Annotated in this window: 20 protein-coding genes and 1 riboswitch; of the genes, 11 read left to right on the forward strand and 9 right to left on the reverse strand. The window is 67.2% G+C overall.

The window, feature by feature from the left end; genetic code table 11:
* Positions 1 to 29 precede the first annotated feature (29 nt).
* Both GPX89_RS23745 and GPX89_RS23750 read left to right on the forward strand, forming a co-directional pair.
* A complete protein-coding gene (locus GPX89_RS23745) occupies positions 30 to 1,028 on the forward strand; it encodes a 2-hydroxyacid dehydrogenase (protein ID WP_157389744.1) in 999 nt (332 codons plus the stop codon).
* A gap of 65 nt (positions 1,029 to 1,093) precedes the next feature.
* A complete protein-coding gene (locus GPX89_RS23750) occupies positions 1,094 to 1,498 on the forward strand; it encodes a VOC family protein (RefSeq protein WP_157389745.1) in 405 nt (134 codons plus the stop codon).
* Between the two features lie 68 nt (positions 1,499 to 1,566).
* Here the strand turns inward: GPX89_RS23750 and thiC are convergent, their stop codons facing one another.
* Together thiC and GPX89_RS23760 are read right to left on the reverse strand one after the other, a co-directional pair.
* Positions 1,567 to 3,228, reverse strand: a complete 1,662-nt coding sequence (gene thiC, locus GPX89_RS23755; RefSeq protein WP_157389746.1) for a phosphomethylpyrimidine synthase ThiC — start codon at positions 3,226 to 3,228, stop codon at positions 1,567 to 1,569.
* A riboswitch (TPP riboswitch) is annotated at positions 3,220 to 3,330 on the reverse strand. Its footprint overlaps the gene before it by 9 nt.
* 97 nt (positions 3,331 to 3,427) lie before the next feature.
* The gene (locus GPX89_RS23760; RefSeq protein ID WP_157389747.1) at positions 3,428 to 4,822 is read right to left on the reverse strand and encodes a lipase family protein; all 1,395 of its coding nucleotides are present in this window, start codon (positions 4,820 to 4,822) and stop codon (positions 3,428 to 3,430) included.
* Positions 4,823 to 4,921: 99 nt separating this feature from the next.
* Between GPX89_RS23760 and GPX89_RS23765 the strand changes: the two genes are divergently transcribed.
* Entirely contained in the window at positions 4,922 to 5,596 is a 675-nt protein-coding gene (locus tag GPX89_RS23765) for a TetR/AcrR family transcriptional regulator (RefSeq protein WP_157389748.1), read from the forward strand.
* 487 nt (positions 5,597 to 6,083) lie between these two features.
* Here the strand turns inward: GPX89_RS23765 and GPX89_RS23770 are convergent, their stop codons facing one another.
* The 4 genes from GPX89_RS23770 to GPX89_RS23785 form a co-directional block, all read right to left on the reverse strand.
* Positions 6,084 to 8,435 carry an MMPL family transporter gene (locus tag GPX89_RS23770; protein ID WP_157389749.1) on the reverse strand — a complete coding sequence of 784 codons (2,352 nt, stop codon included), beginning with the start codon at positions 8,433 to 8,435 and terminating at the stop codon, positions 6,084 to 6,086.
* 160 nt (positions 8,436 to 8,595) lie between these two features.
* Positions 8,596 to 9,774: a fumarylacetoacetase gene (gene fahA / locus GPX89_RS23775; RefSeq protein ID WP_157389750.1), complete on the reverse strand. Its 1,179-nt coding sequence runs from the start codon at positions 9,772 to 9,774 to the stop codon at positions 8,596 to 8,598.
* A 36-nt stretch (positions 9,775 to 9,810) separates the two neighbouring features.
* Complete coding sequence (locus GPX89_RS23780) at positions 9,811 to 11,016, reverse strand: homogentisate 1,2-dioxygenase (RefSeq protein WP_157389751.1); 1,206 nt, start codon at positions 11,014 to 11,016, stop codon at positions 9,811 to 9,813.
* Between the two features lie 105 nt (positions 11,017 to 11,121).
* The gene (locus GPX89_RS23785; protein ID WP_157389752.1) at positions 11,122 to 11,748 is read right to left on the reverse strand and encodes a TetR/AcrR family transcriptional regulator; all 627 of its coding nucleotides are present in this window, start codon (positions 11,746 to 11,748) and stop codon (positions 11,122 to 11,124) included.
* Between the two features lie 131 nt (positions 11,749 to 11,879).
* Between GPX89_RS23785 and GPX89_RS23790 the strand changes: the two genes are divergently transcribed.
* From GPX89_RS23790 to GPX89_RS23805, 4 genes are all read left to right on the forward strand, one after another.
* Positions 11,880 to 13,799 carry an acyl-CoA dehydrogenase family protein gene (locus GPX89_RS23790; protein ID WP_157389753.1) on the forward strand — a complete coding sequence of 640 codons (1,920 nt, stop codon included), beginning with the start codon at positions 11,880 to 11,882 and terminating at the stop codon, positions 13,797 to 13,799.
* Positions 13,800 to 14,033: 234 nt separating this feature from the next.
* The gene (locus tag GPX89_RS23795) at positions 14,034 to 14,987 is read left to right on the forward strand and encodes an oxygenase MpaB family protein (protein ID WP_157389754.1); all 954 of its coding nucleotides are present in this window, start codon (positions 14,034 to 14,036) and stop codon (positions 14,985 to 14,987) included.
* A 178-nt stretch (positions 14,988 to 15,165) separates the two neighbouring features.
* Positions 15,166 to 16,992, forward strand: a complete 1,827-nt coding sequence (locus GPX89_RS23800; protein ID WP_328602225.1) for an acyl-CoA dehydrogenase — start codon at positions 15,166 to 15,168, stop codon at positions 16,990 to 16,992.
* A 102-nt stretch (positions 16,993 to 17,094) separates the two neighbouring features.
* Entirely contained in the window at positions 17,095 to 17,733 is a 639-nt protein-coding gene (locus GPX89_RS23805) for a hypothetical protein (RefSeq protein WP_157389956.1), read from the forward strand.
* Between the two features lie 6 nt (positions 17,734 to 17,739).
* On the opposite strand, the gene GPX89_RS23810 is transcribed toward GPX89_RS23805, so the two are convergent.
* Genes GPX89_RS23810 through GPX89_RS23820 form a run of 3 tightly spaced genes read right to left on the reverse strand, consistent with a single transcriptional unit; the run spans position 17,740 to position 20,212 of the window.
* Entirely contained in the window at positions 17,740 to 18,555 is an 816-nt protein-coding gene (locus GPX89_RS23810) for an exodeoxyribonuclease III (RefSeq protein ID WP_328602226.1), read from the reverse strand.
* A gap of 51 nt (positions 18,556 to 18,606) precedes the next feature.
* Positions 18,607 to 19,584, reverse strand: coding sequence for an N-acetylglutamate synthase, CG3035 family (locus tag GPX89_RS23815; protein ID WP_157389756.1), 978 nt, complete (start codon positions 19,582 to 19,584; stop codon positions 18,607 to 18,609).
* A gap of 7 nt (positions 19,585 to 19,591) precedes the next feature.
* Positions 19,592 to 20,212 carry a peptide deformylase gene (locus GPX89_RS23820; RefSeq protein WP_157389757.1) on the reverse strand — a complete coding sequence of 207 codons (621 nt, stop codon included), beginning with the start codon at positions 20,210 to 20,212 and terminating at the stop codon, positions 19,592 to 19,594.
* Between the two features lie 242 nt (positions 20,213 to 20,454).
* Between GPX89_RS23820 and GPX89_RS23825 the strand changes: the two genes are divergently transcribed.
* The 4 genes from GPX89_RS23825 to GPX89_RS23840 all read left to right on the forward strand — a co-directional run bounded on the left by GPX89_RS23825 (position 20,455) and on the right by GPX89_RS23840 (position 23,384).
* Positions 20,455 to 20,796 (forward strand): DUF3263 domain-containing protein, encoded by a 342-nt coding sequence (locus tag GPX89_RS23825; protein ID WP_157389758.1) that lies wholly within the window; start codon positions 20,455 to 20,457, stop codon positions 20,794 to 20,796.
* A 17-nt stretch (positions 20,797 to 20,813) separates the two neighbouring features.
* Complete coding sequence (locus GPX89_RS23830) at positions 20,814 to 21,398, forward strand: LytR C-terminal domain-containing protein (RefSeq protein WP_407939473.1); 585 nt, start codon at positions 20,814 to 20,816, stop codon at positions 21,396 to 21,398.
* A gap of 150 nt (positions 21,399 to 21,548) precedes the next feature.
* On the forward strand, positions 21,549 to 22,217 hold the full coding sequence (gene sodC, locus GPX89_RS23835; RefSeq protein ID WP_157389759.1) for a superoxide dismutase[Cu-Zn]: 669 nt from the start codon (positions 21,549 to 21,551) through the stop codon (positions 22,215 to 22,217).
* An 18-nt stretch (positions 22,218 to 22,235) separates the two neighbouring features.
* The gene (locus GPX89_RS23840) at positions 22,236 to 23,384 is read left to right on the forward strand and encodes a glutamate--cysteine ligase (protein ID WP_157389760.1); all 1,149 of its coding nucleotides are present in this window, start codon (positions 22,236 to 22,238) and stop codon (positions 23,382 to 23,384) included.
* The last annotated feature ends 119 nt before the right edge of the window (positions 23,385 to 23,503 follow it).

Raw genomic sequence — 23,503 nt, forward strand, 5'->3', positions numbered from 1 at the left:
CAAATGTCCTGCGGCGATAGCGTATCGGCATGGAGATCCTCGCCTACGGCGTGCAGGCCGATGAGAAACCCATGCTGCGTACGGCTCTCGACGGGCGGCACGGCCTCCGGATGCTCGAGGAGTTCCTGAACCGGAACACCGCGCCCCTGGCGGCGGGATACGAGGTCGTCAGCACGAGTGTCAACGCACAGCTGGATGCCGAGGTCCTGCGCACGCTCGCCGCGGGCGGCACGCGCATGATCGCGCAGCGCTCAACGGGTTTCAACAATATCGATCTGGACGTGGCGGCCGAGCTCGAACTGACCGTGGCCCGGGTCTCGTACTACTCGCCGTACGCGGTGGCCGAATTCGCGTGGACGCTCGCCATGGCGGTGAACCGGCGCATCATCCGCGCCGCGCACCGGACCCGCGAATTCGATTTCCGGCTGGACGGATTAATGGGTCGCGACATCCACGGCATGACCATCGGGGTGGTCGGCACCGGGAAGATCGGCGAATGTTTCGCGCGGATCGCGCACGGTTTCGGAACCCGGCTGCTGGGCTGGGACGTGGCCGAGAACCCCTACTGCCGAGACGAATTGGGGATGACCTACACCGATCTCGAGGCCCTGCTCGCCGAATCCGACATCGTGTCACTGCACGTGCCGCTGCTCCCCGCCACCTATCACCTGATCGACGCCAAGGCGCTGGATCTCATGAAACCCGGTGCGCTGCTGATCAACAGCAGCCGCGGCGGCCTGGTCGACGCCAACGCGCTGGTCGAGACGCTGCGCACCGGAAAGCTCGGCGGGGTGGGCCTGGACGTCTACGAGGAGGAGACCGGCCTGTTCTTCTTCGACCGCTCGGTCACCGGGATCGCCGACGACACCCTGGCCCGCCTCATGACGATCCCGAACGTCCTGGTCACCTCGCACCAGGCGTACTTCACCTCCACCGCCGTCGGACAGATAGTCGAGACCACGGTCCGCAATGTCGAGGACTACCTGGCCGGGAGGCAATCGGAGAACACATTGGTTCCCGCACCCTGAACCATGATGATTTCCGCGACCCGGCTCCGACTTCCGGAGGAACACCCAACTCGGAAGGATTCGCCATGAACTGGACTCTCGAAGTGATCGTCGTCCCCGTCACCGACGTCGACCGCGCCAAGGATTTCTACGCCAACCAACTCGGCTTCCACGTCGACCACGATGTCCAGCCCGGCGACGGCATGCGCATCTGTCAGCTCACCCCGCCGGGCTCCGGCTGCTCCATCGTCATCGGCGAGGGCGTGGTCCCGAAGATGGAACCCGGCTACCTGAAGGGCCTGCAACTGGTCGTGAACGACCTGAAGCGTGCGCACGCCGAACTCGTCGAGCGCGGTGTCGCCGTCAGCGACATCCAGATCCTGCCCGGCCCGGTCACCGAGGGCGACCCGCTGAACAACGCGGGTTTCCTCTTCTTCGACGACCCGGACGGCAACAGCTGGGCGGTCCAGCAGATCTCCAACCGGCCCTGAAAACCCTCGGGTAGAACAGAAATCGGGGCGGACGGCCCGAAAGCCATCCGCCCCGAATTCGATTCGTCCTACACGACCGGCAGGTACACCTTGTTGCCCGCGTCGGCGAACTCGGCGGACTTCTCCGCCATGCCCGCCTCGATGGCGTTCACGTCGGTGAGGCCGTGCTTCTCGGCGTAGTCGCGCACGTCCTGCGAGATGCGCATGGAGCAGAACTTCGGACCGCACATGGAGCAGAAGTGCGCGGTCTTGGCGGGCTCGGCCGGCATGGTCTCGTCGTGGTACTCGCGCGCGGTGTCGGGGTCCAGCGAGAGGTTGAACTGGTCGGTCCAGCGGAACTCGAAGCGCGCCTTGGACAGCGCGTTGTCGCGGTCCTGCGCGCGCGGGTGCTGCTTGGCCAGGTCGGCGGAGTGGGCGGCGATCTTGTAGGTGATCACGCCGACCTTCACGTCGTCGCGGTTGGGCAGGCCCAGGTGCTCCTTCGGCGTCACGTAGCACAGCATGGCGGTGCCGGCCTGGGCGATGATGGCCGCGCCGATGGCCGAGGTGATGTGGTCGTAGGCGGGCGCGATATCGGTGGCCAGCGGGCCGAGGGTGTAGAACGGAGCCTCCTCGCAGAGCTCCTCCTCCAGCCGCACGTTCTCCACGATCTTGTGCATCGGCACGTGGCCGGGGCCCTCGATCATGACCTGCACGCCATAGGATTTCGCGATCTTGGTGAGCTCGCCCAGGGTGCGCAGCTCGGCGAACTGGGCCTCGTCGTTCGCGTCCGCGATGGAACCCGGGCGCAGGCCGTCACCAAGGGAGAAGGTGATGTCGTACTTCGCGAGAATCTCGCACAGCTCGGCGAAGTTGGTGTACAGGAACGATTCCTGGTGATGCGCCAGGCACCACGCGGCCATGATCGAACCGCCGCGGGACACGATGCCGGTGACGCGCTTGGCGGCCAGCGGCACGTAGCGCAGCAGCACGCCCGCGTGCACCGTCATGTAGTCGACGCCCTGCTCGGCCTGCTCGATCACGGTGTCGCGGTAGATCTCCCAGGTCAGCTTGGTGGGATCGCCGTTCACCTTCTCGAGGGCCTGATAGATCGGCACGGTGCCGACCGGGACCGGCGAATTGCGCAGGATCCACTCGCGGGTCTCGTGAATGTTCTTGCCGGTGGAGAGATCCATGATGGTGTCGGCGCCCCAGCGGGTGGCCCACACCATCTTCTCGACCTCCTCGGCGATGGAGGAGCTCACGGCCGAGTTGCCGATGTTCGCGTTGATCTTCACGGCGAACTTCTTGCCGATGATCATCGGCTCGGACTCGGGATGCTTGTGGTTGGCGGGGATGACCGCGCGACCGGCGGCGACCTCGTCGCGGACCAGCTCGGGCGCGACGCCCTCGCGCGCCGCGATGTAGGCCATCTCCTTGGTGACGATGCCCTGGCGAGCCCAGTTGAGCTGGGTCGGCGGGCCGTCGACCTGCGGCTTGTCCCAGCTGTCGCGCAGCTTGGGCAGCCCGGCCTCGAGGTCGATGGTGGCGGTGTCATCGGTGTACGGACCCGAGGTGTCGTACACGTCGAAGTGCTCGCCGTTGGTGAGGTTGATGCGCCGCACCGGGACGTTCAGGGTCGTGCCGTCGGCCTCGACCTGCTCGTAGTGCTTGACGCTGCCCTCGATCGGACCGGTTGTCACAGAGTCGACGGGCGCGGCGGAGGCGCCATTGGACACACGACTGGACATTTGAATCCTCCCTACGCCGGCATTACCCGGTCAGGTTCATACGGTCGACGGCCCACTAGCCGTCCTCTCAGCCCGCTGGTGCGAGCCCCCGTTGGCATACGTACTTTCCCGCCGACCATACCCGGTCCCGGGCCGCCAACGACCCGGGACCGCGGAATATACGATCCGGTCCGGTTCAGTGAACGATGGTTCGCTCTACTCAGTGCTCCTGCGGTCCGATGGGCCAGCCGAGCGCGCCGAAGGCGGCGTTCAACTCGATCTCGACCTGGGTCGCGAGGGCATCCACGCTGCCGAGCATGGTGATGACATCGTCGGTGCGGCAGCCGGCCGGATCCGCCGCGCCCGGGGCGAGCCGGGACTTGATCCAGTTGAACGCGTCGGCCATGCCGAGGGTGGTCAGCGTCAGGTGCTCACTGAGGTGATCGCGTTTGTAGTACACCGAGCTGCCGCCGTCGCACCACCGCTGAACCATGCGGTCGTTGGTGTACCAGGGCACGGCCTCGTCGTAGACGCCTTGGTAGACCATGGTCGGCGCGGTCGGCGGATTGCCGCCCAGCACAGTCGAATCGAAGACCTCCTTGATCTCCGGCAGTGCCAGATAGTCCGCGATCGGGATGGTCATCATCCGCTGGTAGTCGGTGAACATCAGGTTCAGCACATTGCGCACCAGGCACTGGTTGGCGGTGCGGTCCATGATCGCGCGACCCTCCGGCGTGAGGTACTTCTCGGTGGTCTCCGCGAACTTCGGATAGGCGTTGCGCAGCGAGGCGATGCCGACGCCGATGAGGCTGGCGAACATGGAACCGTTGACATGCAACAGTGATTCGACATCCGAGACCGGCGCGCCCAGGGCGACGCCCTTGATGTTCAGCTCCGGCGCGTAACTCGGCTGCATCTCCGCCGCCCAGCCGCTGCCCATGCCGCCGCCGGAGTAACCCCACAGTGCCACCGGTGTATTCGCGCCGTCCAGGCCCAGCGGCTGGAAGCTCTCGGCGGCGCGCACGCTGTCGAGAATCATGTAGCCGGGCTCCTTGGCGACCGCGAGATGCCCGTTCAGGCCCTCGTAGTCCGGGACATTGACGGCATAGCCCTGGCTGATCGAGCCCGCGAGCTCCAGGTACTCGACCGTGGAGTGGATGCCTTCCAGCGCGGGCAGCCCGCCGCCCTGCTGCAGGATGTAGGAGGGTGCGCAGTTGGGTGAGGTGCTGTCGTAGAAGAACTGGTGCGAGACCAGCGGACGGGTGTGAGAAGTGTTGGCCCCCTCGGGAATCGCCACCGTGGTGGCCGCGACCGTGGGCTGCCCGAACAGATCGGTGGTGCGGTAGAGCAGCTGCCACGACCGCACGTGCACCGGCAGCACGGTGAGCACCGCCAGCTGCACCTCGCGGCTGCGCAGAATGGTGCCCGGATCAGCGGATTCGAATCCGTCGGGCGCTTGGTAGAACGGATCGGCGTTCAGTGGAAGCGGTTGCGCGGCCGCCGTTCCCGTGGTGACGCCCCCTAGTAGCACGGCCATCCCGGCCGTCAGCGCCGTCGCGAGTGCGGCCGCGAGCAGCCGCCTACCCCGCCTTCGGCGATCCCCTTTGATTGCCACGTCTCTGTTCCCTTCCTCATCGACGTGACAGCGATTACAACACGGCATCCACTTACCAACAAGATGTCTTTCTGAAAACTGCTTGGCTATCGTCTAGGCATGTCCCGCAGCACCCCCGCCGCGCCGACCGACCGGACCCCCGTGCGGCGTCGCATCCGCGGCCTCGACGCCGACGAGCGCAGCGCCCAGCGCCGCCGTCAGCTCCTCACCGCCGCCACCGAACTCTTTGCCCGCCAAAGCTATTCATTGACCTCGATCGAGCAGATCTGCCAGCACGCCTACGTCGGCACCAAGGGCTTCTACGACCACTTCGAGAGCAAGGAAGCCTGCTACACCGCGCTGCTGGTACAGATCAGTACCGGAATCCAGCAACGCGTCACCGAGGTCGCCCTCGAAACCGCCGACAGCGACTGGCCCACCCGCCGCGCCGCCGTGGTCGCCGCCTTCGTCCACGCCATCGCCGACGACCCCCGCCTGGCCAAGGTCACCTTCGGCGAGGCCGGCGGCATCTCCCCGGCCGTCGAGGCCCAGCGCCGCGTCAACCGCCGCTGGTCCGCCGAATTCCTGAAACACCAATGGCTGCAGGACGGTTCACCCGACGACCCCGCCCTGCTTCCGCTGGCCCTGGCCACGATCGGCGGCATGTTCGAACTCGTCGCCGACTGGCTGCACCACCACGACGACGGCGGCGCACCGGATTCCGTCGACACCCTGGTCGCCGACCTCCAGCATTTCGTCACCATCGTCGACGCGGGCCGCGCCGCGATCCGCTGAACGGTCCGGTTCAGCCGCGGGGCGGGCGGCCAGCATGATGTCCCGGAGCGAGATGTGGGCGGGTTCGGCGTCGTTGCGGGGTGCCAGGCCGATGCGTAGGGGAGGGGCGGGGTTTCGACGGGGAGGTCGAAGACCGTGAGGCCGAGCTGTTCGGCCATCGGGCGCACTGCTGATCGCGGTGCTGGCGTGGCATTCGCTGCGCTCACCGCATCGGCTCATCGATCCGCGGGTGTTCCGGTCGCGGCGGCTGCGGGCGGCGGTGCTCGGCACCGAGACCACCTTCTTCGGCCTGTTCGCGCTGTTCTTCGTGAATTCCCGATACCTGCAGTACGTCAAGGGTTTCTCGGCGGCCGCCGCGGGTATGGCCATCGTGCCGCTCACCATCGGCATGATCCTGGTGCCGCGCTACGCGGTGCGGCTGGAAGCCCGCCTGGGACCGCGGATTCCAGCCGCGGGCGGTCTCGCGGTCATCGGTACCCTTATGGCCTCACCCGCGGGGGACGGCGCCCGCCATCCGGCGGCCTTCGCCGACGGCATGGGAATCGGCCTCGGCGTCATCGGCGGCCTGGTTCTGCTCGCCGCCGCTGCCGTCGCCGTCGGCTACCGCCGGTGATTCCTCGAACCCGATCCGCTTGTGCAGCGCCGCAAGCGGTTTCGGGGCCCACCAGTTGCCGGTGGACATCAGGCGCATGAGGGCCGGGGCCAGCAGGCCGCGGATGATGGTGGCGTCGGAGACCACCGCCAGGGCCAGGCCGATGCCGAACAGTTTCATGGGCGCGACCTCGGAGGTGGCCACCGCCAGCAGGACCACGGCCATCAGGCCCGCGGCGGCGGTGAAGATCCGGCCGGTGCGGGCCACGCCGAGGGCGACCGAGCGGGTATTCGCGTCCCGGCCGCGGTCGGAGGCCAGCCACTCCTCGCGAATCCGGGACAGCAGGAAGACTTCGTAGTCCATGGACATGCCGAAGGCCAGGCAGAACATGAGGATCGGCATGAACAGGTCGATGCTGCCGGTCGAGGTGAAACCCAGCGGGCCGGACAGGTGGCCCTGCTCGAAGATCCAGATCATCGCGCCGAAGGTGGCGGTGAGCGAGAGCATGTTCAGCAGCAGCGCCTTCACCGGGAGCACCACGCTGCCGGTGAACAGGAACAGCAGGATCAGGGTGATGATCGCGATCAGCCCGGCCGCCAAGGGAATCCGGCTGATGACCGAATCCATGGTGTCCTCGTTCAGGGCGGCCGCGCCGCCGAAGAGCACGCTGCCCGGTGCGGGCACCGCCCGCAGGGCCGCGAGCTGCCGCTTGCCCTCGGGGGAGTAGGGCGCGACCGTGGTGCCGACGGAGAGGTAGGTCCCGTTCGATCCGGCCATCTGCGGGATACCGGCCGCCACCTTCTTGACCTCGGCAGCCCCGGGCGGCACGGCGTACACGCCGTCGCTCGACAGCACCGCCGCGACCCCCGACACCGCAGCCAGATCCTTGGCGTACGCACCGATCTCCTTGGCGTCACCGTGGAATCCGGGCAGTACCAGGACCGCGCTGGCGGCCATATTGGCATCGAAGTCCTGGCGCAGCGTGTCACCGACCTGCCTGCTGGAGGCGAACGTGCCGATCACCCGATCGTCGGGAGTCCCGAAATGCGCCTTCAGGAACGGGGATCCGAGCGCGAGCAGGACCGCCGTCGCGACCACCGCGACCGGCAGCGCGCGCCGCATCACCCAGGCGACCAGGCGATACCAGAAGGTGTCCTCGGGCCGCTTCGGTGCGGTCTCGCCGCGACCGAGCAGGCGGCGCAGCGGTTTCCGCAGATCCCAGGCATTCACACGATCGCCGAGCAGGATCAGCGCGGCGGGCAGCAGCAGGACCGACGCGCCGACCGCCGCCGCCACGACCGCGACACCGGCATAGGCGAAGGACTTGAAGAACGGCTGCGGGAACACCGCCAGCGCGGCGAGCGCCAGCGCCACGGTCAGCCCGGAGAAGACCACCGTGCGCCCGGCCGTCTGCACCGACCGCAGGATGGCGGATCGGGTATCGCGGCCGTTGGCCAGCTCTTCGCGGTAGCGGCTGACGATGAACAGGCTGTAGTCGATGGCCAGGGCCAGACCCAGCGCGCTGGTCATGTTCAGCGCGAAGATCGACACCTCCATGACCGTGGTGAGCCCGCGCAGAATGCCCAGCGTCGCGGCGATAGCGAACAGTCCCACACCGATCGGCAGCGCCGCCGCGATCACGCTGCCGAACACCAGCACCAGCAGCAGCCCCGACACCGGCACCGCGATGGCCTCGGCCAGCACCAGATCCTTCTCGACCTGGTGGTTGATATCGGCGAAGGTGCCGGCCATGCCGCCGACCCGCACCTGCACCCCGTCGTGGTCGCCGTTGAACTCGTTGGACAGGTCGGCGGCCCGGTTCTGGACGTCGGTGTCGGTGCCGGTGACCGTGGCCATGATGAGCCCGCGCTTGCCGTCCTTGCTCTTCAGCGCACCGGCCAGGTCGGAGCGGGTGGTGAGGTTGCTCCAATAGGACTGCACGCCGGTCACATTCGGGTTGCCGCGCAGTTCATCGGTGATGCGCTGCGCCTCGGCCCGCACGTCGGGGCTGTTGACGCCGCCCTCGCCGCTCACCATGACGATGAGGTTGGGATTGCCGCCGGGGAAGTTCTTCGTGATGAAGTCGTTGGCGCGCACCGACTCCAGCGAGTCGGTCAGGTATCCGCCACCGACCATGTGCGATTTCGCGGTGGCCCCGAAGCCGCCGCAGACGAGCATCAGCAGCAGCGCGGCCACCAGGACCGCGCGCGGGCGTGCCATGGCGAACCGGGCAAGACTGGTCAACATGACGCCACCCTCCGAAGTCTTCAGACATTCGGAACGGTAGCGTTCCTAACCTACCGGTAGGTAGGGTGATACTGCTCATGGACATAGCACATGGCTATAAAGACTGATTGTGGTCTCGCCGCAGCAGTAGCTGCGGCGAGACGAAGATTGGGGATAAGGGCTAGTTGGCCTTGACGACGCGGCCGCGCACCTCGCCCAGTGTCAGGCGGCCACCCCCGATCGCGGGCGCGGTCGCCGTGATCGTCACCTCGTCGCCGTCGTTGAGGAAGGTGCGCTGCACCCCGTTCAGCTCGATCGGTTCGGTTCCGCCCCAGCTCAATTCCATGAGTGACCCGCGCTCCGCGCGATCCGCGCCGGAAATGGTGCCGGACGCGAACAGGTCGCCGGTGCGCGTCGAGGCCCCGTTCACCGTCATGTGCGCGAGCATCTGCGCGGGAGACCAGTACATGCGCCGGAAGGGCGGTTTCGACACGACCTGTCCGTTCCATTCGACCGCCAGGTCGATGTCGAGTCCCCACGCCGCACTGTCGCGCAGGTAGGGAAGCGGCTCGGGATGCTGCGGCGGCAGCGGGATGCGCGCCTCGGCCAGTGCGTCGAGCGGAGTCACCCACGCCGACAGGGTGGTTGCGAAGGACTTGCCCAGGAACGGGCCCAGCGGTTGCCCCTCCCACGCCTGGATATCGCGCGCCGACCAGTCGTTCACCAGCGCCACCCCGAAGACGTGCTCGGCGAACTCGCCGGTCTCGACGGGCTTGCCGAGCTCCGAACCGGCGCCCACGATGAAACCCAGCTCCGCCTCGATGTCCATGCGCCGGCTGGGCCCGAAATCCGGTGTGCCCGAATCGGTCTTGCGCTGCCCGTGCGGCCGGACGATATCGGTGCCCGAGACCACCACCGTGCCCGCCCGCCCGTGATACCCGACCGGCAGGTGCCGCCAATTCGGCAGCAGGGGTTCGGAGTTGGGCCGCAGCATGCGTCCCAGGGCGGTGGCGTGATCGAGACTGGCGTAGAAGTCGACGTAATCGCCGATCTCCACCGGCAGATCCAGCCGCACGGCGCGCACCTCGTGCACCGCCGCCGCGGGCAGCTCCGATTCGGCGGCCGCGTGCACCCGCTCGCGCACCTCCCGCCAGCAGCTCGGACCCTGGGTCATGAAGGCGTTCAGGCTGGGCTGATGGAACATCGGATCGTCCAGCGCCACCGCCAGATCGATGATCGAATCACCCAGCCGCGCACCCACCCGGGGCTCCTCGCCCAGGGGCCGGAACACGCAGTACGGCAGGTGCTCCGGACCGAAACCCGAACCCTCGGGAACCTCGATACGCACCCGGCTGCTCATCTCCCCGCTCACCTTCCCCGTCACCAACCCATCCACTCAAATCCACTGACTCGGACCACGGCCCGACCAGGTCCACGCGTAGCCGGGGTCTTCGCACGCCATCGCGCCCTCACCCAGCTGCAGCGGGTGGAACGTGTCCACCATGACCGCGAGCTCGTCGAAGAACTCCTTGCCGATGCTGCGCTCGTAGGCCCCCGGCTGCGGCCCGTGCGCGTACCCGCCCGGATGCACCGACACCGACCCCTGCCCGATACCGGATCCCTTGCGCGCCTCGTAGTCTCCGCCGCAATAGAACATGATCTCGTCGGAGTCCACATTGGAGTGGTAGTAGGGCACTGGAATCGAGAGCGGGTGGTAGTCCACCTTGCGCGGCACGAAATTGCAGATCACGAAGTTCTGCCCCTCGAAGGCCTGATGCGCCGGCGGCGGCTGGTGCACGCGGCCGGTGATCGGCTCGAAGTCGGCGATATCGAAGGTGAACGGATACAGGCAGCCGTCCCAGCCCACCACGTCGAACGGGTGGGTGGCGTAAACCATGCTGGTGCCCACGATCTCACCCGCCGGACGGTGTTTGACCAGCACCTCGACATTCTCGCCCGTGGCGCTCACCGGTTCGGTCGGCCCGTGCAGGTCTCGCTCGCAGTAGGGCGAATGCTCCAGGAACTGACCGTATTTCGACAGGTACCGCTTGGGCGGTGTGATGTGGCCGGAACCCTCGATCACATAGGCGCGCAGGGGTTCGGGCCCGTCCGGGATCCAGCGGTGGGTGGTGGCGCGCGGCAGCAGGACCTGCAGGCCCTGCCGTACCGGCAGCGACCCGAAGACGGTTTCCACTCGCCCCGAACCGGATTCGATGTAGACCAGCTCGTCGCCGATCGCGTTGCGGTACAGCGCCGATTCCCGCAGCGCCGCCACATAGGAGATGCGCACGTCGGCATTGCCCAGCAGCAGCCGCCGCCCGGTCACCACATCGCTCTCGGCGGGCTTGTCGCCCAGGAACAGTTCATGCAGCTTCAAATGCCGGTGCCGCAGTGGGTGATTCGGGTACAGCCGCTGCTCGGGCAGCACCCACACCGACGAATCCACAATGGCCGGAGGCATTCCCCGGTGATAGAGCAGCGAGGAATCGCCGGAGAAGCCCTCTTCTCCCATCAGCTCTTCGTAATAGAGCCGACCCTGCTCGTCTCGATGTTGGGTGTGCCGCTTGGGCGGCACCGAACCAACTTGCCGATAGAACGTCATCGCGGCCTCCCGCATTGACCGATGGTCCCTTTCCCATCGTAGCCATCGGATTGCGGGTGCGGCCTCGGTTCGCGAAGGTGTGCTCGGGCGTGCCTGATCGTGTTCTCAGGCGTTGCGGAGCGCGCGGTACACGGCCGCTCCGACGAACTCGCCCAACGTGTCCGGGGTCCAGTCGCCCGGGTCGGTGAGCAGGGTCCGGACCGCGCCCTCGCCCGCGGAGACCCACAGTTCGACCAGTGCGGAGAGTTTGCGCTCGGCGTCCTCGGTGCCCCACGCCTTCAGGGTCGGCCGCAATCGCCGGGTGCAGCGTTCCACCGCGAGCAGCCGGCCCTTGCCGAACGAATCCGCCACGGCCGGATCGGGATTGCCGTAGAGCAGCCGCCAGCTGTCGGGGCGCCGGGACACGGTGTGCAGCAGGGCGCGGAAGCCCTCCACGAACACCGCCTCGTCGGCCTCCACCCGGCGGCGGGGCAGCACCTCGAGGACGCCCGCGACCAGGTACTCCTCCTCGCGGTGGATCAGCGCCTCCAGCAGTTCCACCCGGTCGGTGAAGCAGGCGTAGACGACGGGCCGGGTCACCTTCATGCGGTCGGCGACCGCGGCGATGGTCACCGCGGCGATGCCGTCGGCGACGGCGATCTCCAGTGCGGTGTCGAGGACTTGCGGGCGGCGACGTTCGGGACCCAGATGCCGCGCGCGCTGGCGTGGTCGTGTCGCCGAATCGGTGCCCATGCGCACCGACGATAGCAGTGTGTCCGGAGCGGGGAACGGCAGGTCGGGCGGCATCACAAGATCATTTCCTACATTGGTGGATAATAATGCTACATTCACGAAGGAAATCACCCGGAGGAGTCTGAATCCCGATGAGCCAGAGCTTGTTCAACCCGAAGACCTGCGAATTCACCGAATTCGACGCCGAGACCCGGCGACTGCTGCGCGCCACCGTCGACTACTTCGAGACCTTCGGCAAGACCCGGCTGCTGGCCGAGAGCCGGGACCGGGTCTGGTACGCGGACTTTCTGGACTTCTGCAAGCGTGAACGGGTCTTCGCGACCTTCCTGACCCCGGCCGCGCAGGCGGGCGGGGACCCGAACAAGCGCTGGGACACCGCGCGCATCGCCATGATGAGCAAGATCCTCGGCTTCTACGGCATGCAGTACTGGTACGTGTGGCAGGTGTCGATCCTGGGGCTGGGCCCGATCTGGCAGAGCGCCAACCAGCAGGCCAAGGCCCGCGCGGCCGCGCTGCTGGAATCCGGTGAGATCTTCGCCTTCGGTCTGTCGGAGAAGGAGCACGGCGCGGACATCTACTCCACCGGCATGGTGCTCGAGCCGAAACCGCGCGGCGGCTACACCGCGTCGGGCGGCAAGCACTACATCGGCAACGGCAATCTCGCGGGCATGGTGTCGGTCTTCGGCCGCCGCGCCGACAAGCCGATCATCGACTCCTCGGACTTCATGCGGAAGATGACCGACGAGGAGTACTCGGGCTACCTGTTCTTCGCCGCCGATTCCGGGCACAAGAACTACAAGCTGCGCAAGAACGTGGTCGACTCCCAGATGTATGTCGCCGCCTTCGATCTCGACGAGTATCCGGTCGCCGAATCCGACATCCTGCACACCGGCCGCGCGGCCTTCGACGCCGCCATGAACACGGTCAACGTCGGCAAGTTCAACCTCGGCTTCGGCGCGGTCGGCGCGTGCGAGCACGCCATGTTCGAGGCCGTCACCCACGCGCACGGCCGAATGCTGTTCGGGCACCGCGTGACCGAGTTCCCGCAGGTGAAATCGCTGCTCGCGGACAGCTACGCGCGTCTGATCGGCATGAAGCTCTACAGCGAGCGGGCCATCGACTACATGCGCTCGGCCAACGAGAACGACCGTCGCTACCTGCTGTTCAACGCCATCGAGAAGATGTCGGTCACCCGCCACGGTCAGAAGCTGTACGAAGACCTCGCCGATGTCATCGCCGCCCGCGGCTTCGAGAACGACATGTACTTCCCCATGGCCATGGTCGGCATGTTCGGCCTGCCGCGCCTCGAGGGCACGGTCCACGTGAACATGGCCCTGTCGCTGAAGTTCATGCCCAACTTCATGTTCCATCCCGCCGACGCCGGTCTGGCCGCGCTGCGCTACCTGCCGGGCGCGGGCGTCGCACCCAAGGGCGCGGTGCGCGCGGTCTCCGGCGCGCTGAGCTGGACCAGCCGCCGCACCGCCGGTCCGGCCGCCAGGGCCGTGCCCGCGCTGAAGTCCGAATTCGCCCGTGCCGCACACGCTCCCGTGCCGACCCGCCGCGACAGCGCCGACGACGAGTTCCTGTTCCGCCAGGGCCCCAGCAGCGGCCTGGGCAAGATCCGCTTCGCCGACTGGCGTCCGGTCTTCGAGAAGTTCGCGCACATCCCGAATGTCGCGGTCTTCACCGAACAGGCCCTGGCCTTCCAGACCCTGCTCGCCGCCGCTACCCCGACCGCCGCACAGCAGGAGGACGTCGACTTCCTCTTCGCCCTCGGCGAGCTGTTCACCGCGCTCCCGTACGCCCAGCTCATCCTCGAGCAGGCCGACATCGCCGGCGCCGACGAGGCCGTGCTCGACCAGCTCTTCGACCTCTTCGTCCGCGAGTTCTCCAAGCACGCCCTGACCCTGCACACCAAGCCCACCGCCACCAAGGCCCAACAGGTCCGCGCCCTCGACCTGGTCCGCCGCCCGGTCGCCGGCCCGGCTCGCTTCGAGCGCGTGCTCGAGTGGGTCACCGCCCTCGCGGGCGCCTACGAAATGAACCCCTGACCACCGCCGATGTGCACCGGCACTCCGGATCCGCAAATGCTACAGTCGTGAATGAAACCGGTGAGTTCGTTCGGGACTGGACAACTGATTTGGCGACGACCGGGGTAACTCCCCGGGTACGCCCGAGATTTATTCGGCACCCAACCGCCGGCACGGGTGCCCACCATCGACGGCTCCCAAGTCGCCCGCTGAAGTCGCGGGGAGGCGGGGGAGTGACTGCAAAGGAGCAGAACGATGACCGAAACGACCGCGCGCCCGCAGTTCGACGCCCCGGCTCGCACCATTCGTGAGGTCGACTACGGGTTCTTCGGGCCCGGTTCGCCGACCTGGAAGGTCTGGACCGCGCCGACCGCGCTGATCGGTTTCCAGCGCGCGGTCACGCTCGAACACTTCGATCCGGATCTCACCGCGGCCGTCGCGGATGTCGGCGGCATCTACAGCGATCCGCGCGGGCGGCTCGACCACACCTTCGCGTACTTCCTCATCGCGGCCGTGGCCGACAGCCGGATGGCGATCGAGGCGTCCGAGCACCTCATGCGGGTGCACGCCAAGGCCACCGGCATCGAGCCGATCAGCGGAAAGCGCTACAGCGCGAACAATCCCGACTCGCAGCTGTGGATCCATGTCACCGGCTGGCATTCGGTGCTCAAGTGCTACGAGATGTACGGCCCGGGTCCGCTGAGCCCGGAGGAGGAGGCGCAGTACTGGCGGGAGTGCGTCATTGCCGCCGAGCTGCAGACCTGCAAGCCCGAGGACGTGCCGACCTCCCGTGCGGAGGTCCGCGAGTACTTCGAGCGGGTGCGCCCGCGCCTGTGCACCTCCGAGCGCGCTCGCCGCGGCATGCGCTACCTGTTGTTCACCCCGTCCGAGAAGGGCGTGAAGCTCTGGGCCGGAAGCCGTTTGGTGGCACCCGCCGCCATCGCCACCCTGCCCGGGTGGATGCGCGAGACCGGCGGATTCGATCAGCCCGGCCTGCTCGACGCGGCCTACCCGCCCGCGGTGCGACTGGCGATGACCGCACTGAAGAACGACCGGCTCGAACTGAAGGTCGCCAAGAACTTCATCGGCAAGATGACCGGCCGCCTGCTCGAGGAGCACATGCGAGCCGGGGTTCCCACGAATCCAGTGACCGTCACTCCGGCGCAGGCCAAGGAACTGTACGGCCGTTCAGCACGCTCGAGTGCATAACGACGCGGTTAACATTTCACGGTTTTTACCGGTCGGAAGGGCCTTCCCGGGTTAAGGGGCTTGCCTACGCTTGCGTAACCGGACGGGCGTACGGCAACCTTCGCTTGATCGTCAAGGCGCTTGATCAGATCGTTCGACATTTTTGATCAGTTCAGACTTCAGCCGAGGAGGCCCTTCCGTGTCCCACTACAAGGCGAACCTACGAGACATCGAGTTCAACTTGTTCGAAGTACTGGGTATCGGGGATCTGCTGGACAAGGGCGCCTACGGCGACCTGGACGCCGACACCGCGCGCGAGATGCTCGCCGAGGCGAAGCGCCTGGCGGAGGGCCCGATCGCGGAGTCGTTCGTGGATGCCGACCGCCACCCGGTCGAGTTCCTTCCGGACCAGCACACCATCACCGTGCCGGAGTCGCTGAAGAAGACCGTGGCCGCGGTCAACGAGGCGGGCTACTCGGGTCTGGGCATGTCCGAGGACATGGGCGGCGTGCCCGCGCCGAACGCGCTGATCTGGGGCATCCAGGAAATGATCGTGGCCGCCAACAACTCGGCCTCCTTCTTCAACATGGGTCCGCTCATGCACAAGGTGCTCTTCGACGAGGGCACCGAGGAGCAGAAGAAGTGGGCCACGCACGCGTGGGAGAACCGCTGGGGCGGAACCATGGTGCTCACCGAGCCCGACGCCGGTTCCGATGTCGGCATGGGCCGCACCAAGGCCATCGCGCAGGCCGACGGCACCTGGCACATCGAGGGCGTGAAGCGCTTCATCTCCGGCGGCGACGTCGGCGACACCGCCGCCAATATCTTCCACCTGGTGCTGGCCCGCCCCGAGGGCGCCGGACCGGGCACCAAGGGCCTGTCGCTGTTCGTGGTGCCGCGCTTCCTGTTCGACACCGAGACCATGGAGATCGGCGCCAAGAACGGCGCGCTGGTCACCGGCGTCGAGCACAAGATGGGCATCAAGTCCTCGCCCACCTGTGAGATCACCTTCGGCGGCGACATCCCGGCCGTGGGCTACCTGGTCGGCGGCGTGCACAACGGCATCGCGCAGATGTTCAAGGTCATCGAGAACGCGCGAATGATGGTGGGCACCAAGGCCACCGGCGCGCTGTCCACCGGTTACCTGAACGCCCTGGAGTACGCCAAGCAGCGCGTGCAGGGCGCGGACCTGACCCAGATGGCCGACAAGGCCGCGCCGCGCGTCACCATCACCCACCACCCGGACGTGCGTCGTTCGCTGGCCACCCAGAAGGCTTACGCCGAGGGTCTGCGCGCGCTGTACATGTTCTGCGCCTCGTACCAGAACGCCGATGTGGCGCAGGCCAATTACGGTGTGGACGCCGAACTGGCCGAGCGGGTCAACGATCTGCTGCTGCCGATCGTCAAGGGCTGCGGCTCGGACCGGGCCTACGAGAGCCTGACCGAATCGCTGCAGACCCTGGGCGGCTCCGGCTACCTGCAGGACTACCCGATCGAGCAGTACATCCGCGACTGCAAGATCGACTCGCTTTATGAGGGGACCACCGCCATCCAGGCGCAGGACTTCTTCTTCCGCAAGATCATTCGCGACAAGGGTGTGGCCCTGGGCCACGTCGCGGGCCTGATCCAGAAGTTCATCGACGGCGGCCCGGACCAGTTCAAGGTCGAGCGCGGACTGCTCGGCGCGGCGCTGGCCGACGTGCAGGCCATGGCGGCCACGCTGACCGGGTACCTGATGGCCTCGCAGCAGCAGACCGACGAGATCTACAAGGTCGGGCTGGGCTCGGTCCGATTCCTCTACGCCGTGGGCGATCTCGTCATCGCGTGGCGTCTGCTCGAGCAGGCCGCCATCGCGCAGGCCGCGCTGGACGCGGGCGCGGACGCCAAGGACAAGAACTTCTACACCGGCAAGGTCGGTGTCGCGTCCTGGTTCGCGAAGAACAAGCTGCCGCTGATCAGCGGCGTGCGCAGCGTCGTCGAGAACATCGACAACGACATCATGAAGCTCGACGAAGCCGCCTTTTAGTGGGTTACTCCCCTCGGCGAGTCTCACGGCTCGCCGAGGGGACACGCACTTTTCATTTCTGACCTGCGGTGAAGTGTCGTGCCCACGGGGTACAACTACGACATGGTCTTCCCGGTTTCATTCGGCTGGATCCAGATCCTGTTGCTGCTGCTCGGCATTGCGGCGATCGGTCTGCTCATCACGGCCGTGTTCAAGGCGCGCAAGGTCGGCTGGCGGGTGCTGGCCGGACGCGGCGCGGGCGCGGTCGGACTCGTACTCGTCGCGGTGGTGATCCTGTGGATCACCACGCTGCTGCAGACCTTCCTCGGACTCACCGGGGAGGTGAAGGCCGCCCATATCGAGGCCAAACCCATTGCGGGCCAAGAACACATGATGACCGTGGATCTCACCCTCTACGGCGACAAGGACCACGGCGACCAGCACAAGACCTACCAGGTCGAAGGCGACATGTGGGTGCTGCAGGCCAATATCGTGGAGCTCGAGCCGTGGGTGAACGCGCTGGGCTTCAACTCCGGCTACAAGGTGACCCGGCTCTACGGCCAGCGCCTGGACGGCATCGCCACCAAGCAGAACCAGATCTTCCTCAATGGCAGCGACGCCGACTTCTTCCAGGACATGAAGAATCAGTCCTGGTACACAAAGCCTTTCGTGCGCTCGGCCTACGGCAACGCGGTCATCGCCATGGCCGGGAATTACGACGTCTTCATCTCGCGTGACGCCATCAAAACCCGACCGGTCTGATCTAAATCAGTCGGCGAGATCGGCCACCACGGGCGCGTGATCGCTGGCGCCCTTGCCCTTTCGCTCCTCGCGGTCCACGTTCGCCTCGGTGACGCGGGCGGCCAGGGCGGGGGAGCCCAGGATGAAATCGATGCGCATGCCCTCTTTACGGGGGAAACGCAGCTGGGTGTAGTCCCAGTAGGTGTAGACGCCCGGACCGGGGTGGAACGGCCGCATCACGTCGCCGTAGCCCGCCTCGCCGAAGGCGTCGAAGGCGTCGCGCTCCTGCTCGGAGACGTGTGTCTTGCCCACGAACAGCTCCGGATTCCACACATCCAGATCGGTCGGCGCGATGTTCCAGTCGCCGACCAGCGCGATCTGCGCGTCCGGATCCTCCGAGAGCCACTTCGCGCCCGCATTGCGCAGCGCGGCAAGCCATTCCAGCTTGTAGGTGTAGTGCGGATCGTCCAGGGCCCGCCCATTGGGCACGTACAGGCTCCACACCCGCACCCCGCCGCAGGTCGCCCCGATCGCCCGCGCCTCGACCACCGGCGCGCTCAGCAGCGACGCACCGGCGTCCTTGTCGAAGCCCGGCTGGTCCGGGAACCCGATCTCGACATCGTCCAGGCCCACCCGCGAGGCGATGGCCACGCCGTTCCACTGGCTCAGGCCGATGTGCGCGACCTCGTACCCGGCGGCCTCGAACGCCTCGAGCGGGAACTGCTCGTCCTTGCACTTGGTTTCCTGCATGGCGAGCACGTCGATGTCGGCGCGGTCCAGCCACGCCAGCACCCGATCCTGCCGGGTGCGAATCGAGTTCACGTTCCAGGTGGCGATGCGCACGGGTAAACCTCTCAGCAATAGTGTCTTTCGAAAGCTCGGGAAGCAGCAGGGTCAGGGCGCGACGTACCGGTAGCGGTGGTGCTCCACGAAACCCATCTCCTGATACAACGCCTGGGCCGCGTCATTGTCATCCGACACCTGCACGTACGCGTGCGTGGCCCCGCGCGCCTGGCCCCAGCGGATCATCTCCGCGCACACCAGCGATCCCAGCCCGTGCCTGCGGTGTCCGGCCGCCACCGCCACACAGGTGATCCCCACCCAGCGGCGGCCGTCCGGCGCGGTGGTGAGCGCGGCCCGGCCGATGGCCAGCGGCGTCGGCAAACCCAGTGTGGCGAAGGTTACTTCGCCGTCGCGCACCGCGGTGAGCACCTCCACCGACGGCGTGGACCCGACGTCGGTGTCCCCGCCGCGATGCCGGTGCATGGACAGCCACGCGCCGTCCGGTTCGGGGGTGAACCGCACCATGGGCGGCCCCTGCGGCAGCATCACGTTCTCGATATCGACGGCCATGACCTGGGTTTCGTTCCAGCTGCGCCACCCCGCGGGCGCGGTGGCCAGCCGATCCGGCAGCTGCAGCACCAGCGGCAGGCCGTGCGCGGTGTACCACTCGCCGATCCGCTGCAGGGTCTCGGTGTTCATCAGCGCCGGTCCGTCCGTACCGCCCAGTGGTACCGCGGAATTCGCCCGGTTGGTGTAGCCCTCCCCGGCGCGCAGCAGCCAGCCGTCGACCCAGGACCGCATCAGTCCCGGCCAGCCGTCGGCGGCCGCCGCCTCCAGGGCGCGGATCTCGCTGGTCCGAATGGGCCTGGGCCCGACCGGCTTCCACGCCACCACCTGATCCCAGGCGATCGAGACCACCTGGCCGTCGGCGGTGCGCACGGTCAGGGGATCGGTCGCGGTCAGTTCGCCGATGACGTCGGTCAGCGGCTGCGGGTACCCGGCGGGCAGGCGGTAGCGGACCACCACCCGCTTGCCGATCGGCGGGAGTGCTCCGGCGGTGCCGGAATCCCGCTCGGTGGGATCGGTCATACCCGAATCAGTCGTCGTCTTCGTCGTCGTGCCCGAACGGGTCCGGTACGGTGCCCGGCACCCAGCTCAAACCCGGCTTGCCCCAGCCGTTTCGCTTGATGGACTTCTTGGCGGCGCGGGCATTGCGGCCGACCAGCACGTCCACATACAGGTAGCCGTCGAGGTGACCGGTTTCGTGCTGCAGCATGCGCGCGAAGAAGCCGTGGCCCTCGATCTCGACCGGCTCGCCCTTCTCGTCGGTGCCGGTGACCTTGGCCCACTCGGCGCGGCCGGTCGGGAACTGCTCGCCGGGCACCGAGAGGCAGCCCTCTTCGTCATCGTCGGGATCCGGCATGGTTTCCGGGATCTCGGAGGTCACCAACACCGGATTCACCACACAACCGCGGCGGCGGACCATCTTTCCGCCCGGCGCCTCGTCGGGGCAGTCGTAGACGAACAGACGCGGCGCGAGTTCATCCTCGTCCTTGATGATGACCTGGTTGCCCGCCAGTCCCACGCCGTGGGCGGCGTCCATGGTCTCGTACATGTCCGCGATCAGCTCGGCCAGCTCCTCCGGGGACTGCGTGACCGGTGTGGTCGCGCGGTGCAGAACCGGGTCGCCGACAATGCGAATCGGGAGAATAGCCATGCTGAGCAGCCTACTGGGTGGTTGCGGGGGTCCTCGCGCTGCCCGCTGCCGACGCCCCCGGGCAAAATCGTCGGAGCGTCGGGCAGACTGATCACGTCAAACCGGACGGATGGATTCCCCGCGACACGCCGGGCATGCATCACAGAACACGCCGAGCGGTACGCATCGGGAAGCTCCCGTCGCGTGGTTGAATGATCGGCGACGCACAAATTCGTCTGGTGACCACTCGGCGAGGGAGCACTATGGACAGCGCAGCGGCACGAGACATCTCCGCAAGCGAGGACGGTATTCCCACGGACGCTGCCGGGACTCCGGCCGACGAGGATGGCGCGCACGGTCTTTCCCGCCGCGAACTCGACATTCTGGACTTCGAGCGCAAGTGGTGGAAGTACGCGGGGGCCAAGGAAGAGGCCATCCGCGAGCTCTTCGACCTCTCCGCCACCCGCTACTACCAGGTCCTCAATGCCGTGGTCGACAAGCCCGAGGCACTGGCCGCCGATCCCATGCTGGTCAAGCGTCTGCGCCGGCTGCGCGCCAGCCGCCAGAAGACCAGGGCCGCACGTCGTCTCGGTTTCCAGGTCTAGCCAGTAGGCTTCGACGCGTGAGCAACCCGAATTCGCCGTCCGGCGGTCCGCCGCTGCGGGCCCTGGCGATGGTTCTGATCGCGCTGGCCATCGTGTTCGCCGGTCTGGGCGCGATGTCACTGTCGAGTTCGGACTCCTCGGACACGAGTGCCTCCGGCTCGCAGTCCAGTAGCGCGGCACCCACCACCACTGCGGCACAGCAGAATTCGGCGCAGGCCACCACGGCCCCCGTGCTGCCGACCACTACCGCGGCTCAGCCCACGACCACGACGGCCGCACCCACCACGACGACGGCCGCGCCCACGACGACGGCGTCCGGCGTCGACAAGGCCCTGCCCGTACGGGTTTACAACAACGGCACCGTCGCGGGCCTGGCCAAGAAGACCGGCGATCAACTCACCGCCGACGGTTTCAACGTGACCGAGGTGGGCAACTACCCCAACGGTGTCATTCCGAAAACCACCGTCTACTACGGCAGTTCGCCCAAGGAGCAGGCGCTGGCCCAGGCCATCGCCGCCGAGCTGGGCTGCTCGGCCGAACCCCGATTCCCCGGTATCGCGGACTCGCCCTCCGGCGTCATCGTCATCGTCACCGGGGGCTGAGCGCGCGTTCCCACCCACTTTTCCGAACCGACAGAACACCCGGATGGCCCCTCCACGGGGCGAGTGCTCGGCTCTGGCATCATCTTGTCCGGTACGAACTATGTCCACCCTGCTTTCCCGATAAACTCGGACTCGTAAAGGAGTTCCCCGATGGCCTCGTCCTCAACTCGTCGCCCGTCCTGGTGGACTGTTGCTCCGGTGCTCGCGGTCGCGGCCCTCGGTCTCACCGCCTGCTCCAACAGCCAGGAATCGAGTGACGTCAAGGGGACGACCCCGCCGGTGTTCACCAGCTCGGCCGCCCCGGCCGGAACTCCGAGTGGACTCGGCAATGCCGCCGAGCCGCGCGACTCGGTCTCGGCCACCCTCAAGGACTCCAACGGCCAGACCGTCGGCACCGCGACCTTCACCAGCAACGGCGGCCACCTCGAGGTGATCGTGGAGGCGCACGGCCTCAAGCCCGGCTTCCACGGCCTGCACCTGCACTCGGTCGGCAAGTGCGAGCCCAACTCCGTCGCCCCCGCGGGCGGCGCGCCCGGCGATTTCCTTTCCGCCGGTGGCCACCTGCAGGTCGGCGAGGCCAACGCGCACCCCTCCAGCGGTGACCTCACCTCGCTCGAGGTGCTCAAGGACGGCACCGCCAAGCTGAGCACCACCACCGACTCCGTCACCCTGGACGAGATCAAGGGCAAGGCCCTGATCATCCACGCCGGCGCCGACAACTTCGGCAACATCCCCAACCGGTACGCGCCCGCACCGGATGCGGACACCCTCGCGACCGGCGACGCGGGCGCTCGGGTCGCCTGCGGCGTCGTCGCCTGAACCCTATTGAGGTGAGTCATGGCCGGGGCAGGCATTTCGAAGGTCCCCTTCAACTCATCGCCCCGGCCCACGCTCGGCGTGGAATGGGAGGTCGCGCTCGTCGACAAGCGCACGCGCGACCTGTCCAACACGGCCGCAGCCGTTTTCGAGGCCTGCGGTGATCTGCGGGCCTGGGACGGCACCCCGCAGATCACCAAGGAACTGCTGAGGAACACCGTCGAGCTGGTCTCCGGCAAGCACGACACCGTGAGCGAGGTGGTCGACGAACTGCGCGCCACCCAGGACGTGGTGCGCCGCGCCGCCGACGAGGTCGGGGTCGACCTGTTCTGCGCGGGCACGCATCCCTTCGCGCAGTGGTCGACCCAACAGCTCACGCGCAGTGCGCATTACGACGAACTCATCGAGCGCACCCAGTGGTGGGGCCGCCAGATGCTCATCTGGGGCGTGCACGTGCACGTCGGAATCTCCCACCCGGAGAAGGTCTTCCCGATCCTCAACGCGCTGCTGCCGTCTTACCCGCACCTGCTGGCCCTGTCCGCCTCCTCGCCCATGTGGGCGGGCGTCGACACCGGCTACGCCAGCAACCGGGCGCTCATGTTCCAGCAGCTGCCCACCGCCGGGCTGCCGTTCCAGTTCGAAAACTGGGGCCAGTTCGAGGGATTCGTCCACGACCAGATGAAAACCGGTGTGTTCGAACAGGTCGGCGGCATGCACTGGGACATCCGGCCCGCGCCCAAGTGGGGCACCATCGAGGTCCGCATCTGCGACGGCACCCCCACCAAGTCCGAACTGGCCGCCATCGTGGCGCTGATCCACTGCCTCATAGTCGATCTCGATCGGCGGGTGGAATCCGGTGAGCCGTTGCCGGCCATCCTGCCGCCGTGGCACGTGCAGGAAAACAAGTGGCGCGCAGCGCGATACGGGCTGGACGCCATCATCATCACCGACGCCGCGAGCAATGAGCGACTGGTCACCGACGACCTGATGGAACTGCTCAACCGGCTCGAACCGACCGCCAAGAGCCTCGGCTGCGAGAACGAGCTGGCCCTGGTCGCCGACATCCCCAAGAAGGGCGCGTCCTATCAGCGGCAGCGCCGGGTGGCCGCGGCCGCCCAGGGCGATCTGATCGCGGTGGTCGACTCGCTGGTGCACGAGCTCGAGCAGTGAAGACCGTCTTTCACGGTTGTGATTTCGGTTACGCCGACCTGCGTGCGCTGTACGCGTGGCCAGCGATGATAAATCGCTGACCGGGGGCTGTTCACCGGAGGTAGCCGCCCGCGTTCAAC

Source organism: Nocardia terrae (assembly GCF_009760405.1).
Classification (GTDB): Bacteria; Actinomycetota; Actinomycetes; order Mycobacteriales; family Mycobacteriaceae; genus Nocardia; species Nocardia terrae.